The organism is Streptomyces sp. NPDC013187 (assembly GCF_042899705.1).
GTDB classification, from domain to species: Bacteria; Actinomycetota; Actinomycetes; order Streptomycetales; family Streptomycetaceae; genus Streptomyces; species Streptomyces hawaiiensis_A.
On the sequence record NZ_JBIBAF010000007.1, the window covers coordinates 266,256 to 280,785 of the forward strand.

The window sequence follows — 14,530 nt, forward strand, 5'->3', positions numbered from 1 at the left end:
TCCTCGCCGTCACCGCCGACCGATTGTCAGTGGTGCCCTCTACGGTTTGTGCATCGGACGAACCATGAGGGGGAGCGGTGGCGACGGTCGAGGTGGGGAGCAGTGCTCCGCCCGCGTGGCGCGGGGGCTTCGGGCGGCTGTGGGGCGCCGCCGTGCTGTCCAGCTTCGGCGACGCGCTGCGCACGGCCGCACTTCCCCTGCTGGCCGTCACCCTGACCGACGATCCGCTGCTCATCGCGTCCGTCACGGCGTGCGGCTATCTGCCCTGGATCGTCTTCGGCCTGCTCGGCGGGGCCGTCGCCGGCCGGGTGGACCAGCGGCGGGCCATGTGGACGGTGGAGACCCTGCGCGGGCTGCTGATGGCCGCCTTCGCGCTGGCCGTCGCGCTCGGACACGCGTCGATCGGTCTGCTCATCGCACTGGCCGTCGCGCTCACCACCCTCCAGACCCTCTTCGACAACGCTGCCACGGCGCTGCTGCCCGTCCTGGTCGACCGGGAGGCTCTCGGCAGTGCCAACGCCCGGCTGATGACCGGTCAGCGCATCGCGGGCGGACTGCTCGGCGGCCCCGTCGTTCCCCTGCTGCTGGCAGCCGGGACCGCCGTGCCGTTCGCGGCCGACGCCGTGACCTTCCTGGTGGCCGCCGCACTGATCGCCTCCCTGCCGGCCGCCGGGCGCGACCGCGAGCCGAGACCCGCGGGCAGCACACTGCGCCGGGAGATCGCCGAGGGCCTGCGCACCCTGTGGCGCGACCGCGTCCTGCGCGCCCTGTGCACCGCCACTGCCCTGTGCAACATCGGCATGGGCACCCAGCTCGCCATGCTGGTCGTCCTCGTCACCGACTGGCTCCACGCGGGCCCCGCGGGATACGCGGCGGCGGGCACCGCCTTCACCCTGGGCAGTCTGGCCGGGGGAGTGGTGAACGGCCGGCTGGTGGCACGGCTCGGCCGGCTGAGGTCGGTGCTGCTCGCCGGCTCGACGCAGACCGCGCTGCTCGTCGTCATGGGCACCGTGCGAAGCCTCGCCGTGCTCGTGGGCGCGCTGGCCGTGTTCGGGCTCCTCGGCATGGTGTGGAACGTCAACACGACGACGCTCATGCAGGAGCGCAGCCCCGCCGGACTGCTGGGCCGGGTCAGCTCGGCCTTCCGGACCCTGGCCTTCGCCGGAGTGCCCCTCGGCGCCCTGCTGGGCGGAGCCGTCGCCACCGTCTGGGGGCCCAGCACCCCGCCCCCGCTCACGGCCGCCTTCTTCGTCCTCGCCGTCTTCGCGCTGATACCCGTGCGCACGGTGAACGTATCTGTCGTCGAGCCGGAGGACGGCGCCACGACAGCCGACGTCACGCGCTGATCACATAGGTTGGGACCGGCAGCGGGGCAAGGTACGCAGGCAGGACAGGAAAGAAGGCTGAAGTCCGAGATGAACGCAGACAGCCGTACCGCACTCAACCAGACGCCTGAGTGGACGGCACTGGCCAAGCACCGCGAGGAGCTCGGCGACGTCCGGTTGCGCGAGCTGTTCGCCGCCGACGCCGGCCGCGGCACCGGCTACACCCTCCGGGTCGGCGACCTGTACGTCGACTACTCCAAGCACCTCGTCACCGACGACACCCTGCGACTGCTGCGCGAACTGGCCGCCGCCACCGACGTTTTCGGACTGCGTGACGCCATGTTCCGAGGCGAGAAGATCAACGTCACCGAGAACCGGGCCGTGCTGCACACCGCGCTGCGCGCCCCGCGGGACGCGGTGATCGAGGTCGACGGCGAGAACGTGGTGCCCGATGTGCACGCGGTGCTCGACAAGATGGCGGACTTCGCCGACCGGGTGCGGTCGGGCGAGTGGACCGGCCACACCGGCGAGCGCATCCGGAACATCGTCAACGTCGGCATCGGCGGCTCCGACCTCGGCCCCGCCATGGCGTACGAGGTGCTGCGCGCCTTCACGGACCGCTCGTTGACGGTGCGTTTCGTGTCCAACGTGGACGGCGCCGACCTGCACGAGGCGGTCCGGGACCTGGACCCGGCACAGACGCTGTTCGTCATCGCCTCCAAGACCTTCACCACCATCGAGACGGTCACCAACGCCACGTCCGCGCGCTCCTGGCTGCTGGACGCGCTCGGTGACGACGCCGCCGTCGCCAAGCACTTCGTGGCGCTGTCGACGAACGCCGAAAACGTCGCCGAGTTCGGCATCGACACGACCAACATGTTCGAGTTCTGGGACTGGGTCGGTGGTCGCTACTCCTACGACTCGGCGATCGGCCTGTCGCTGATGATCGCCATCGGCCCGGACCGCTTCCGGGAGATGCTCGACGGGTTCCGCATCGTCGACGAGCACTTCCGGACCGCGCCCGCCGAGTCCAACGTGCCGTTGCTGCTGGGCCTGCTGGGCATCTGGTACGGCAACTTCCACGACGCCCAGTCGCACGCGGTGCTGCCCTACAGCCACTACCTGTCGAAGTTCACCGCCTACCTCCAGCAGCTCGACATGGAGTCCAACGGCAAGTACGTCGGCCGGGACGGGCGCGAGGTCGAGTGGCAGACCGGGCCGGTCGTGTGGGGCACGCCGGGCACCAACGGGCAGCACGCCTACTACCAGTTGATCCACCAGGGCACGAAGCTGATCCCCGCGGACTTCATCGGCTTCGCCCGGCCCGTCGCCGAGCTGAGCGACGAACTGAAGGCGCAGCACGACCTGCTGATGGCCAACTTCTTCGCCCAGACGCAGGCGCTCGCCTTCGGCAAGACCCCCGAGGAGGTGCGGGCCGAGGGAGTGCCGGAGGAACTGGTGCCGCACAAGACGTTCCGGGGCGACCACCCGACGACCACGATCCTCGCTCCCGAGCTGACGCCGTCCGTGCTCGGCCAGTTGGTCGCCCTCTACGAGCACAAGGTGTTCGTGCAGGGCGCCGTCTGGAACATCGACTCCTTCGACCAGTGGGGCGTCGAGCTGGGCAAGGTCCTCGCCAAGCGCGTCGAGCCCGCGCTGACCGGGGCCGCCGGGGTCGAGGGCCTGGACGCCTCCACACAGGCACTGGTCGCCACGTACCGGGAGCTGCGCGGCCGGCAGTGATCACCGCCGCACGGGAAGGCGGGCGGCGGCGCGCCGTCCGCCTCCCGTAGACTCCCGGGCGATCATCACGGCGAGTGCTCGGGGGAGCGCGAAGTGGCACGCACACGCGGAAGTTGGACCGGCGGAACGCTGACGGCGGGATCCGTCCTGAAACCCCAGGACGTGGCCCGCGCGGTGTTCCACCCCGCCTGGATCCCGCAGCCGCTCGACCCGTCCGTGGAGCGCATGAAGCGGTTCCGTGTCATCGCCGGGGCGGTCGCCTCGCTCGGTGTCTACACCTTCATCGAAGGCGGCTTCGACCTCACCGAGCTGCTCGAGAACGCGATGACGGCCTCCGTCGTCCTGCTCTTCCTCACTCCGCTGACGGTCGGGGTGATGCTGTGGGTCTGGCGGCGCGGTGGCACGGTACGGCAGTTGCGGACGCCGCTCCTCAGGTCCCTCGCGCTGCTCGTGCTGTTCGTCGGCTGTGTGGCCGCCGTACTGCTGCTGGTGCGGACGGTGAACGCCTCCGCGAACATCGCCGTGATCATCGGGTTCGGCATGACGATGCTGTGGCTGCTCGCCTTCACGGCCTACGGAGCCGTACGCGTCTCGGGCAACTTCTTCGGCACGGCCGCCGTCCACCGCTGCCTGCCGCCGCTGCTCGCCATGGTGACCAGCTGGCTGGTGGCCGTCCCGGACCTCGTGACCGGTGATCTGCACGGGCTCAGCCTCACCCTGGGCGTCGTCTTCATCCTGGGCGCGCCGGTGACGGTCACCGCCATCGCGCTGCTGGAGATGCGGCGGCTCAAGCGGCGGTACGGAATCAGGCTGAACGCCCATCCGGCGACCCACACTCCCGTGCCCGGGCCGGTCCCGCCGGCGCCCCCGGCGGGCCCGCCCCACCTGCCGCCGCAGGGGAACCCGTACGGGCATCCCTACGCGCCGACCGGGCAGCACCCGTACGCCCCGCAGCCCCAGAGCCCGTACCACCCGCGGCAGCCGTACGGGGGCTGACGCCCCGGCGGTACCGGCGTCAGGCGACCGCGCTCAGCGTGTCCGCGAGGCGCCGCCGGGCCGCCCGGGCCGCGGGGAGGGCGGCCAGCGCGGCGGCGCAGAGCACCGCCCCCGCGCCGAGCAGCACCATCAGGATCACGGAGGGCCCGTGGACGATCCCGGAGCCGATGCCGCTGGACCTGCCCTGGGCGTCGATCAGCCACCGGGCGAGGGGCAGGCCGAGGGCGATGGCGGCGAGGACGGCCGCCAGGGCCGTGAGGCCGGTGGCCGTGACGGTGATCGCCGTGATCTGCCGGGGGGACAGTCCGATGGCCTTCAACGCCAGCAGGTCCCGTTCGCTCTCCCGGACGGTGCCGCCGATCGCGGTCAGCAGTTCGATGAGTCCGATGAGGGCGAGGACGGCGATCAGCCAGGCGACGACCGCGCGCAGCGGGGACAGTCCGTCCGCCGGGTTGGCCACCCTGTGCACGTCCAGATGGCCGCGCCCCGCCGCGGTGAGCCGGTCGGCGACCTCCTGCGGGTCGGCGCCCGGGTCCAGGCGGAGCTCGTAGAGGGTCGGGCGGAGCCCCGGGTTGTTCTCGCGGAGAGTGTCGAGGGACGTGGAGATGACCCGGCCGGCGTTCTCCGGCTCGATGCTGCGGCCCACGATGTGCAGGATCTGCGGCTGATCACCGACGGTCATCCGCACCCAGGCGCCGACCCGCACGTCCAGCAGGTCGAGCAGCCCCTGCCCGGCCACGGCCTCGTCGGTGGCCCGGGCCGGACGGCCCTCGGCGAGGGCGTAGGGATAAGGGTCCTGCCGGGTGCCGAGGCCGCGCAGCGCGATGGTCGCGGTCTGGCTCGGACCCAGGGCGGCCGTCTCGACGCCCGGGTAGGCGGCGGCCACCTCCGGGTCGCTTTCCAGCAGGGAGCGGGCCTGCTGTTCGCTCACACCGGCGTCGGTGCGCACGCTGAGCGTGGTGGGCAGGCCGATCTGCTCGGGCTCGCTGTGGAAACGGTCGAGGGTGGTCCAGGCGCTCATCGCCACGACGATCAGCAGCAGGGGCAGGGTGAGCCGGGCGACGGTGGCCAGGGACCGGGGGCGGCGGGTGAACGCCCGGTGCCATCCCAGCACCAGCGCGGGCGGAATCCGCACGCCCAGGGCTTGGCGCGCCACGCCGGACAACCGCCCTCCCGAGGTCGCGGCGGATCTCGGCACCGGCACCGGCGGCACGCGCCCGGCCCGCCAGGCGGCCAGCCCGGTGGTCGCGCCGATGAACAGCACCGCGCCCACCGGCACCACGAGCAGTGCCGCGGTGTGGCCGGGCAGCCCCTGCCACACGCCGACCGCGTCCCCGAGCCGCCCCGGGATCCTGCTGCCCAGGGCCTCGGCCAGAGCGGCGGCGGCCAGGGCGCCCAGCAGGGCGTAGGCGAGGTGCTGGAGCAGGAAGACGCGGACCACCTGGCCGGGGGTGAAGCCGATGGCCTTCAGGACGGAGAGGTCGCGCAGGTGTCCGCGGATGCGGGTGCCGATCGCCCCGTGCACGGCGAGTCCGGCCGCGACCAGCGCACCCAGCCCGAACAGGCCCAGCACCTGACCGAGCAGCCGGTTGTCGCCCTGCGCCTCGGCCCGCGCCTGCTGCCAGGTGGAGACCTCGCCGATCGCCCCGGGGCCCAGCACCGTCACCGCGCGCTGGACGATGTAGGACGTGTCGCCCGGGTCCGTCAGTCGCAGCCCGATCACCTGGCCGCCGGGGTCCGGCACGGCCGACGGCAGTGCCCACACCAGGCCCGGCTGCTCACCGGGCCGGTAGCGCGGCTCGGCGCTGTCGGCGAGCCCCACGACGGTCAGCTCGCGGGCGGTGCCGGGCACGTCGAGGGTGTCGCCGGGCCCGGCCAGCAGGGCACGGGCGAGGCGGCTCTCCAGGACCACACCGTTCGGGTGCGACGGGTCCAGCCAGTGCCCGGAGACCAGCGGCGGGCGGCCGTCGGAGGACCTTTCCGGCATGCCCCGCAGCTCGACGGCGGCGCGGCTGCCGCGCGCGGAGACGGTGGTGGCGGCGCTCGGATAGGGGCCGACGACGGATTCCACGCCGTCCAGATCGGCCAGTTTGCCGGTGTCGGCCGCCGTATCGGTGTGCAGCCACACATGCGCGCCGTGCGACTGCGTGAAGACGCGCTGCCAGGGGTTCGTCGCGTAACCGAACAGGGCCGTGGCCAGCAGCAGGGAGGCGACGATGCCGGCGGTGGCGAGGACGAGGAACAGCGCCTCGCCGCGGTGCGTGCGCAGATCGGAGTGGGCCCAGCGCAGGGTGGCTCGCATACGGGTCAGCCCTTCCGGGGATCGTCGTACACCCGCATGTCAGTCCTTCAGCTCCAGCACGCCGGATATGCCGGAGCGGCGCGGCGGGGTGGTGCCGCCGTCGAGTGCCGCGTCATCGGCGATCTTGCCGTCGAAGAAGCTGATCACCCGGTCCGCGGCGCTCGCCAGCCGGGCGTCATGGGTGACCAGCACGATCGTCTGGCCGCGCTGGTGGAAACGGGACAGCAGCCGCATCACCTCGCGGGTGCCCTTGCTGTCGAGGCTGCCCGCGGGCTCGTCGGCCAGCAGCAGCGGCGGGTGGTTGACCAGCGCCCGGGCCAGGGCGACGCGCTGCTGCTCACCGCCGGACAGCTCACCCGGCATGCTGCGCTCCTTGCCCGTCAGGCCCAGCTCGGCCAGCAGCGCCTCGCGCTCGGCGCGCGCCTGCTTCGGCGAGGTGCCCGCGAGCAGGGCGGGCAGCTCCACGTTGTCGGCGACGGACAGGTTCGATACGAGGTTGAAGAACTGGAAGACGATCCCGATGCGTTTCCTGCGCTCCACCGCCCAGCGGGCCTCGCCGTAGGTGTCGGTGGACTCGCCGTCGAGCCAGATGCGGCCCGCGTCCGGCCGCTGGAGTCCGCCGAACAGATGCAGCAGCGTCGACTTGCCCGCGCCGGACGGGCCGGTGATCGCCACGAACTCGCCCTGCCGTACGCACAGGTCGACCCCGCGCACGGCGTGGGCGGGCGCGCCCTCGCCGTGGTGGGTCTTCACCAGCCCCTCGGCGCGCAGCACAGGAGCGGGACGGTCGTCGCTCACTCCAGCTCCTCCAGCTCTTCCTGGCACCGCTCCAGCCAGTCGAGGTCGGCCTGCAGGTGCAGCATCGCGCCCTCGATCAGCAGATGGGCGATGCGGTTGTCGCGGTCTTCGGCGGCGGCCAGCTTCGACAGCTGCCGCATCGTGTTCAGGTATTGGCGCCGCTGCTGGTTGATCAGGGTGATCTGCTCGGCGAGGCCGGTCTGCGGAGCGAGCGCCAGCTTCATGAAGAACTCGTCCCGGACCCGCGGCTCGTCCTCGGGCTCCTCGAACCAGGCGCGCAGCGCCTCCCGCCCGGCGTCGGTGAGGTGGTAGACCTTTTTGTTGGGCCGGCTGGACTGCGCCACGTCCTCGCCCTCGATCAGTCCCGACTTCTCGAGGCGGCCGAGGGTCACATAGATCTGGCCGACATTCGGCTGAGGGTACGCGGAGCCCAGCAGTTGCTCAAGGTCCTGCTTGAGCTCGTAGCCGTGGGCGGGTCCGCGGGCGAGGAGGGCCAGGAGGGGCAGGCGCACGCGTGCAGTCCTCCTGTCCGGTCCAATGTGCTCCAGGCCCTAGTATCGCCCATACCTAACAGGTATACATGGCCTCTGTTCCGGGCAAGGGTGCCCAGCGCCGGTGTACAGGGAGGAACCTATGCGGTGGATCCATGCCGCGGGTAGGGGCCTTCTCGTTCTCGTCGTGGTCCTGACAGGCTACGTCGCCGCCGGAGCGCAGGCGGGCGAGCCCCCCGAGGGCGGTCGCGGCCCCCTCACCCTGGCCACCGCCGGAGACCTCACCGGCTACCTCGGCCCCCTGCTGGAGGGCTGGAATCGCACCCACCCCGGCGAGAAGGTCACCCTCGTCGAGCTGCCGGACTCGGCCGACGAGACCCAGGCCCAGATGATCACCGACCTGCGCGACGGCGACCGCAGCCGGTTCGACGTGCTCAACATCGACGTCAACTGGACCCCGGAGTTCGCCGCGGCGGGCTGGATCAGGCCGCTGCCCCGGGACCGCTTCCCCCTGAAGACCTTCCTCCAGCCGGTCGTGGACACGGCGACCTACGACGGGCAGCTCTACGCCGTCCCGTACGTCACCAACGCCGGCCTGCTGCTGTACCGCAAGGACGTCCTCGCGAAGGAGGGCGTCGATCCGCCGCGCACCTGGGCGGAACTGGAACGGTACGCGAAGACCATCGCCCCGAAGCACGGCCTCGACGGCTACGCCGGGCAGTTCCTGCCGTACGAGGGCCTCACCGTGAACGCGGCCGAGGCCGTCTACTCGGCGGGCGGTTCGATCCTGGGCGACGAGGGCGAGCGTGTCACCGTCGACTCCGCGGCGGCCCGCGAGGGCATCGGGTTCCTGGCCCGCGGGGTGCGCGAGGGCTGGATCCCCAGGGAAGCGCTGACGTACAAGGAGGAGGAGTCCAAGCAGGCCTTCCAGGACGGCCGGCTGCTCTTCCTGCGGAACTGGCCGTACGCCTACGTCGGTGCCTCCGCCCCCGGTTCGAAGGTCGCCGGGAAGGTCGGTGCCGTGCCCCTGCCCGGACCCGGCGGCCCGGGCACCAGCGTCCTCGGCGGCTCCAACCTGGCCGTCAGCGCGCATGCGCGCCACCCCGACTCGGCGGCCCGCCTGATCGCGTACCTCACCAGTGAACGCGTCCAGCGGCAGGTCCTCACGCGCGGCGCGCTGCCGCCGGTGCGCGCGGATCTCTACCGTGATCCCGCGCTCATCCGCAGGTTTCCCTACCTGCCGACCCTGCGGACGAGTGTCCTCGCGGCCGAGCCGCGCCCCAAGAGCCCGCGCTACGGCCAGGTGAGCCTGGTGGTGCAGGCGGTCGTGCACGACGCGATGGCGGGGCACCAGACGCCCGCCGCGGCGGTGCGACGACTGGCGCGAGAGCTCGCCGTCATCTCGCGCGGCTAGCGCTTTCCGCGACGTCCCCTACTTACTTGTTAGGTAACGCGGGCGTCTCATCTCGCTGACTATTGCCCGTATCTGTCCGCATTTGAACACCCCAACCGCTCGATACCTTCTGCCTTTTCATTGACACCCTCTCGACACGCCTACTTAACATGCATGCATAACCGCTGCCCTCCTCAGAGACAGGTCGATGGGTTGAACAGGCACCACTGGTGGCGTGACGCAGTGATCTATCAGGTGTACGTCCGCAGCTTCCTCGACAGCACCGGCGACGGCATCGGCGACCTCGCCGGCGTCCGGGCCGGACTGCCGTACCTCAAGAAGCTCGGCGTCGACGGGATCTGGCTGAGCCCCTTCTATCCCTCGCCGCAGCACGACCACGGCTACGACGTGGCCGACTACTGCGACGTCGACCCGCTCTTCGGCGACCTCGACGAGTTCGACCGGCTGGTCGCGGCGGCGCGGCGGCTCGGCATCAAGGTGCTGCTCGACATCGTCCCGAACCACTGCTCCAACGAGCACCCCTGGTTCCGCGAGGCACTCGGCGCCCCCGCGGGCAGCCCGGCCCGGGCCCGCTTCCACTTCGCCGACGGCCGCGGCCCCGACGGGTCCGAGCCGCCCAACAACTGGCACGCCATGTTCGGCGGCCCGGCGTGGAGCCGGGTGACCGAGCCGGACGGGACGCCCGGCCAGTGGTACCTGCACATGTTCACGCCCGAGCAGCCCGACTGGAACTGGCGCGACCCGGAGGTCGCCGCCGAGTTCGACCGGGTGCTGCGCTTCTGGCTCGACCGGGGTGTCGACGGTTTCCGCATCGACGTCGCCGCCGGCCTCTACAAGCGCCCCGAGCTGCCCGACTCCGACGACCCGGAGGCCGACGCCCGCACCCGCGACTCGGTCAACCCGCTCGCCTGGAACCAGCCCGAGGTGCACGACGTGTGGCGCCGCTGGCGCTCCATATGCGAGGAGTACACCGAGCGCGACGACCGCGAACGCCTCCTCGTCGGCGAGGTGTCCGTCCCGACCGCCCGGGAGCACGCCCAGTACGTCCGCTCCGACGAGCTGCACCAGGCCTTCTTCTTCGACCTGCTCAGCGCCTCCTGGGACGCCGACGCCTTCCAGAAGGTCATCTCGGAGGCCATGCAGGACATCGCCGGGACCGGCTCGACCGTCACCTGGGTCCTCAACAACCACGACCAGGTCCGCACCGTCACCCGCTACGGCGAGGCCGCCACCGAGGGCAGCGGCCTCGGCGCGGCCCGGGCCCGCGCCGCCGCGCTGCTGATGCTGGCCCTGCCCGGCGCCGCGTACATCTACCAGGGCGAGGAGCTCGGCCTGCCGGAGGTCGTCGACCTGCCCGACGACGTGCTCACCGACCCGATCTTCCGCCGCACCGGCAGCCGCGCCCGCATCCGCGACGGCTGCCGTGTGCCCCTGCCCTGGTCGGGCCAGGCCTCACCGTTCGGCTTCACGCCGGGCGTCGAGAGCGCCAAGCCGTGGCTGCCGCAGCCGGAGTACTTCGCCGAGTACGCCACCGACCGCGCCCTCGCCGACACCCGCTCCTTCTGGCACCTGTACCGCGACGGCCTCCAACTGCGGGCCGCACTGCCCCAGTTGGGCGAGGGCACGCTGCGCTGGCTGGACGCCTCGCCCGGCGTCCTGGCCTTCGAACGCGGCGACCTGGTGTGCGCCGTCAACTTCGGTACGGCCCCCACCCCCGCGCCGGTCCCCGGCACCCCCTTGCTCGCCAGCGGCCCCTGCCCGTCCGGAGTGCTCTCCGGCTCGACGGCCGCCTGGTGGATCCGTTCCTGAACGACCCACGAGAGCACGCCCCGCAAGCGAACGCTACGCAAGTCAACTCCCCGAAGGGACATCAACGATGATGCGACGACGTACCACCCTGCTCACCGGCTGCACCACCCTCGTCCTGGCGCTCGGCGCGACCGCCTGCGGCGGCGGACCCGTCTCGGCCGGCGGCGGTGACAAGGCGCTCGGCGGCCAGTCGGTCACCGTGGCCGGCGTCTGGTCCGGCACCGAGCAGAAGAACTTCCAGAAGGTGCTCGACGCCTTCACCGAGAAGACCGGCGCAAAGACACAGTTCGTCTCCACCGGCGACAACGTCTCCACCGTCGTCGGCAGCAAGATCGAGGGCGGCAACGCCCCCGACGTCGTGATGGTCCCGCAGGTCGGTGTGCTCAAGCAGTTCGCGCAGAAGGGCTGGCTCAAGCCGCTGTCGAAGAAGACCGAGCAGGCCGTCGACGCGGGATACGCCCCCGTGTGGAAGAAGTACGGCAGCGTCGACGGCACCCTCTACGGCCTCTACTTCAAGGCCGCCCACAAGTCGACCGTCTGGTACAGCCCCGACGCCCTCGAACAGGCCGGCGTGAAGCCCCCGAAGAGCTACGACGACATGCTCAAGGCCGGGCAGACCGTCTCCGACTCCGGCCTGGCCGCCTTCTCCGTCGCCGGACAGGACGGCTGGACCCTCACCGACTGGTTCGAGAACGTCTACCTCTCCCAGGCCGGACCCGAGAAGTACGACGCCCTCGCCGCCCACAAGCTCAAGTGGACCGACGCGTCCGTCGTCGACGCCCTCACCACCCTCGGCAAGCTCTTCAAGGACAAGCAGCTCATCGCAGGCGGCCAGAAGGGCGCCCTGAACACCGACTTCCCCGGCTCGGTCGAGAAGGTCTTCGGGCCGGAGCCCGAGGCCGGCATGGTCTACGAGGGCGACTTCGTCGCCGGTGTCGCCAAGGACCAGTTCGGCAAGAAGGTCGGCGAGGACGCCGACTTCTTCCCGTTCCCGGCGGTCGGCGGCGGCGAGGCACCGGTGGTCAGCGGCGGAGACGCCGCCGTCGTCCTCAAGGACGGCAAGAACCAGAAGGCCGCCCAGGCGCTCCTGGAGTACCTGTCGACGCCCGAGGCGTCCGCGGTGTGGGCCGAGGCCGGCGGCTTCCTCTCCCCGAACAAGAAGGTCGACCTCGCGTCCTACGGCGACGACGTCACCCGCGCCACCGCCAAGTCCCTCGTCCAGGCCGGTGACTCGGTCCGCTTCGACATGTCCGACCAGGCCCCCGCGGCCTTCGGCGGCACCAAGGGCACCGGCGAGTGGAAGCTCCTCCAGGACTTCCTGCGCGATCCGTCCGACCCGAAGGGCACCGCGGCGAAGCTGGAGGCCGCGGCGGCCAAGGCGTACCAGGACTGATACGCCATGACAGCGACCCTCGTGAAAGAGACGAGCTCCCCGCCGCCCGGCCCGGTCGCCGACCGCACCCGGCGACTGCGCCGGCGCGGGAAGATCATCGCCCTGCTGTTCGTGCTGCCCGCGCTGCTGCTGCTCGGCGCGCTCGTCGTCTACCCCGTGCTGTTCAGCATCGGCCGCAGTTTCTTCGACGCCTCGGGGACGAGCTTCGTCGGCGGCGACAACTACGCCGAGATGTTCCGTGACCCGGCGACCCTCAAAGCCGTGCGCAACACGGCCATCTGGGTCGTCATCGCCCCGGCCCTGCTCACCGGCCTGGGCCTGATCCTCGCCGTGCTGGTGGAGAAGGTCCGCTGGGCGACGGCCTTCAAGCTGCTCCTCTTCATGCCGATGGCGGTCTCCTTCCTCGCCGCCGGCATCATCTTCCGGCTCGCCTACGACGAGGACCCCGACAAGGGCGTGCTCAACGCCGCGGTCGTCTCCGTCCACGACGCCTTCGAGGGGGAGTCCTCCTACCCGACGGCCCGGGCGCGCGACGCCCAGGGCCTGACGAAGGACAAGGACGGCTCGTACCGCACGAGTACGAGCGTGGCGCCCGGGGACGCGGTGGCGCTCGGTCTGGTCGGCGTGCAGCCCGACGACCTGCCGGGCGGAGCCGAGCCGGCGTACGCGGCGGCGGGGCGCAAGGCCGCCGCCGACGAACTGCGCGGAGTCGTCTACCTCGACTTCACGCCCGGCGGGGGAGGGGAGCAGGGCAAGGTCGACCGGCGGGAGAGCGGGCTGCCGGAGATGAAGGTCGAGGCGGTCCGGGACGGCGAGTCGATCGCCACGACCACCACGGCCGCCGACGGTTCCTTCCGCTTTGAGGGCCTCGCATCGGGCTCCTACGAGGTGAGGCTGCCGTCGTCGAACTTCGCCCAGCCCTACGAGGGCGTCTCCTGGCTCGGGCCGGCGCTGGTCACCCCGGCGATCATCGGCGCCTACCTGTGGATCTGGACCGGCTTCGCCATGGTGCTGATCGGGGCGGGCCTGTCGACGCTGCCGCGGGACGCCCTGGAGGCGGCGCGGATGGACGGCGCGAACGAGTGGCAGATCTTCCGCCGGATCACGGTGCCCCTGCTGGCACCCGTCCTGTCGGTCGTCTTCATCACCCTCGTCATCAACGTGATGAAGGTCTTCGACCTCGTCTACATCATCGCGCCCGGTCCCGTGCAGGAGGACGCGACCGTGCTCGCGACGCAGATGTGGCTGGTGTCGTTCGGCGGCGGCAACAACCAGGGGCTCGGCAGCGCGCTGGGCGTACTGCTCCTGCTGCTGGTCGTCCCGGCCATGGTGTTCAACGTCCGCCGCTTCCGAAGGAGTCAGCGATGAACGCGGTTCGGCGCGGGCTGGGCAACGGAGTCGTCCAGGCCTTCCTCGTCCTGGTGGGCCTGGTGTGGATGACGCCGCTGGCCGGACTGTTCCTGTCCTCGCTGCGGTCCGCCGAGGACACGGCGAAGGGCGGCTGGTGGACGGTGTTCTCCAGCCCCGGGCAGCTGTCCTTCGACAACTACTCCTCGCTGCTGGGGAACGCCGGGATCACGCAGGCGTTCTGGAACACGGTGCTGATATCCGTGCCTACGACGGTGCTGGTCGTGGTGATCGCGGCACTCGCGGGGTACGCCTTCGCGTGGCTGGACTTCCCCGGGCGGGAGACGATCTTCCTGGTCGTGGTCGCGCTGCTGGTGGTGCCGGTGCAGATCGGTCTGCTGCCGGTCGCCAAACTCTTCGGGCAGCTGGGCCTGTTCGGCACGATCCCCGGTGTCGTCCTCTTCCACGTGGCCTACGGCCTGCCGTTCGCGGTGTTCCTGCTCCGCAACTACTTCGCCGAGATGCCGAAGGAGATGCTGGAGGCGGCCCGCATGGACGGGGGCAGCGAGTGGCGCATCTTCACGCGGCTGGTTCTGCCCGTCGGCCGGCCGGCGATCGCCTCCCTGGCCATCTTCCAGTTCCTGTGGGTCTGGAACGACATGCTGGTGGCGTTGCTGTTCGCGGACAGCACGTCACAGCCGCTGACCGTGGAGCTCCAGTCGCAGATACGCCAGTTCGGAAGCAACATCGATGTCCTGGCGCCCGGGGCGTTCGTGTCCCTGGTCGTCCCCGTCGTCGTGTTCTTCGCGTTCCAGAGGCACTTCGTGCAGGGCGTGATGGCGGGGTCGGTCAAGTAGCCGCTGCACCAAGGGGCTCCGCCCCCTGGACCCCCGCCTATGCCCACCCACCCCC

The 14,530-nt window shown here is 71.3% G+C and carries 11 protein-coding genes; 8 read left to right on the forward strand and 3 right to left on the reverse strand.

What is annotated here, in order from left to right; translation table 11 throughout:
* Window positions 1–77 precede the first annotated feature (77 nt).
* The 3 genes from ACFY5B_RS16835 (at window position 78) to ACFY5B_RS16845 (ending at window position 4,064) form a co-directional block, all read left to right on the forward strand.
* The gene (locus tag ACFY5B_RS16835) at window positions 78–1,346 is read left to right on the forward strand and encodes an MFS transporter (RefSeq protein ID WP_389969611.1); all 1,269 of its coding nucleotides are present in this window, start codon (window positions 78–80) and stop codon (window positions 1,344–1,346) included.
* 69 nt (window positions 1,347–1,415) lie between these two features.
* Complete coding sequence (gene pgi / locus ACFY5B_RS16840) at window positions 1,416–3,068, forward strand: glucose-6-phosphate isomerase (RefSeq protein ID WP_389969613.1); 1,653 nt, start codon at window positions 1,416–1,418, stop codon at window positions 3,066–3,068.
* A 93-nt stretch (window positions 3,069–3,161) separates the two neighbouring features.
* A complete protein-coding gene (locus ACFY5B_RS16845) occupies window positions 3,162–4,064 on the forward strand; it encodes a hypothetical protein (RefSeq protein WP_389969615.1) in 903 nt (300 codons plus the stop codon).
* A gap of 19 nt (window positions 4,065–4,083) precedes the next feature.
* Here ACFY5B_RS16845 and ACFY5B_RS16850 read toward each other — a convergent pair whose 3' ends face one another.
* Genes ACFY5B_RS16850 through ACFY5B_RS16860 form a run of 3 tightly spaced genes read right to left on the reverse strand, consistent with a single transcriptional unit; the run spans window position 4,084 to window position 7,676 of the window.
* Complete coding sequence (locus tag ACFY5B_RS16850; RefSeq protein ID WP_389969617.1) at window positions 4,084–6,366, reverse strand: FtsX-like permease family protein; 2,283 nt, start codon at window positions 6,364–6,366, stop codon at window positions 4,084–4,086.
* Between the two features lie 39 nt (window positions 6,367–6,405).
* Window positions 6,406–7,164, reverse strand: a complete 759-nt coding sequence (locus tag ACFY5B_RS16855; protein WP_389969619.1) for an ABC transporter ATP-binding protein — start codon at window positions 7,162–7,164, stop codon at window positions 6,406–6,408.
* Window positions 7,161–7,676: a PadR family transcriptional regulator gene (locus ACFY5B_RS16860; RefSeq protein WP_107458638.1), complete on the reverse strand. Its 516-nt coding sequence runs from the start codon at window positions 7,674–7,676 to the stop codon at window positions 7,161–7,163. The genes ACFY5B_RS16855 and ACFY5B_RS16860 overlap by 4 nt, the downstream gene beginning before the upstream one ends.
* A gap of 121 nt (window positions 7,677–7,797) precedes the next feature.
* Between ACFY5B_RS16860 and ACFY5B_RS16865 the strand changes: the two genes are divergently transcribed.
* The 5 genes from ACFY5B_RS16865 (at window position 7,798) to ACFY5B_RS16885 (ending at window position 14,475) form a co-directional block, all read left to right on the forward strand.
* Complete coding sequence (locus ACFY5B_RS16865; protein WP_389969621.1) at window positions 7,798–9,069, forward strand: ABC transporter substrate-binding protein; 1,272 nt, start codon at window positions 7,798–7,800, stop codon at window positions 9,067–9,069.
* A 153-nt stretch (window positions 9,070–9,222) separates the two neighbouring features.
* On the forward strand, window positions 9,223–10,878 hold the full coding sequence (locus ACFY5B_RS16870; protein WP_389969623.1) for a glycoside hydrolase family 13 protein: 1,656 nt from the start codon (window positions 9,223–9,225) through the stop codon (window positions 10,876–10,878).
* A gap of 67 nt (window positions 10,879–10,945) precedes the next feature.
* Window positions 10,946–12,271, forward strand: a complete 1,326-nt coding sequence (locus ACFY5B_RS16875; RefSeq protein WP_389969625.1) for an ABC transporter substrate-binding protein — start codon at window positions 10,946–10,948, stop codon at window positions 12,269–12,271.
* Window positions 12,272–12,277: 6 nt separating this feature from the next.
* Entirely contained in the window at window positions 12,278–13,639 is a 1,362-nt protein-coding gene (locus ACFY5B_RS16880; protein WP_389969627.1) for an ABC transporter permease subunit, read from the forward strand.
* Window positions 13,636–14,475, forward strand: a complete 840-nt coding sequence (locus ACFY5B_RS16885) for a carbohydrate ABC transporter permease (protein WP_351639157.1) — start codon at window positions 13,636–13,638, stop codon at window positions 14,473–14,475. Before ACFY5B_RS16880 ends, ACFY5B_RS16885 begins: the two co-directional genes overlap by 4 nt.
* Window positions 14,476–14,530 lie beyond the last annotated feature (55 nt).

Coding starts and splice junctions, on each gene's coding strand:
- ACFY5B_RS16870 (WP_389969623.1), top strand. CDS start 9,223: ATGCATAACCGCTGCCCTCCTCAGAGACAGGTCGATGGGTTGAACAGG.
- pgi (WP_389969613.1), top strand. CDS start 1,416: ATGAACGCAGACAGCCGTACCGCACTCAACCAGACGCCTGAGTGGACG.
- ACFY5B_RS16850 (WP_389969617.1), bottom strand. CDS start 6,366: ATGCGAGCCACCCTGCGCTGGGCCCACTCCGATCTGCGCACGCACCGC.
- ACFY5B_RS16865 (WP_389969621.1), top strand. CDS start 7,798: ATGCGGTGGATCCATGCCGCGGGTAGGGGCCTTCTCGTTCTCGTCGTG.
- ACFY5B_RS16880 (WP_389969627.1), top strand. CDS start 12,278: ATGACAGCGACCCTCGTGAAAGAGACGAGCTCCCCGCCGCCCGGCCCG.
- ACFY5B_RS16875 (WP_389969625.1), top strand. CDS start 10,946: ATGATGCGACGACGTACCACCCTGCTCACCGGCTGCACCACCCTCGTC.
- ACFY5B_RS16885 (WP_351639157.1), top strand. CDS start 13,636: ATGAACGCGGTTCGGCGCGGGCTGGGCAACGGAGTCGTCCAGGCCTTC.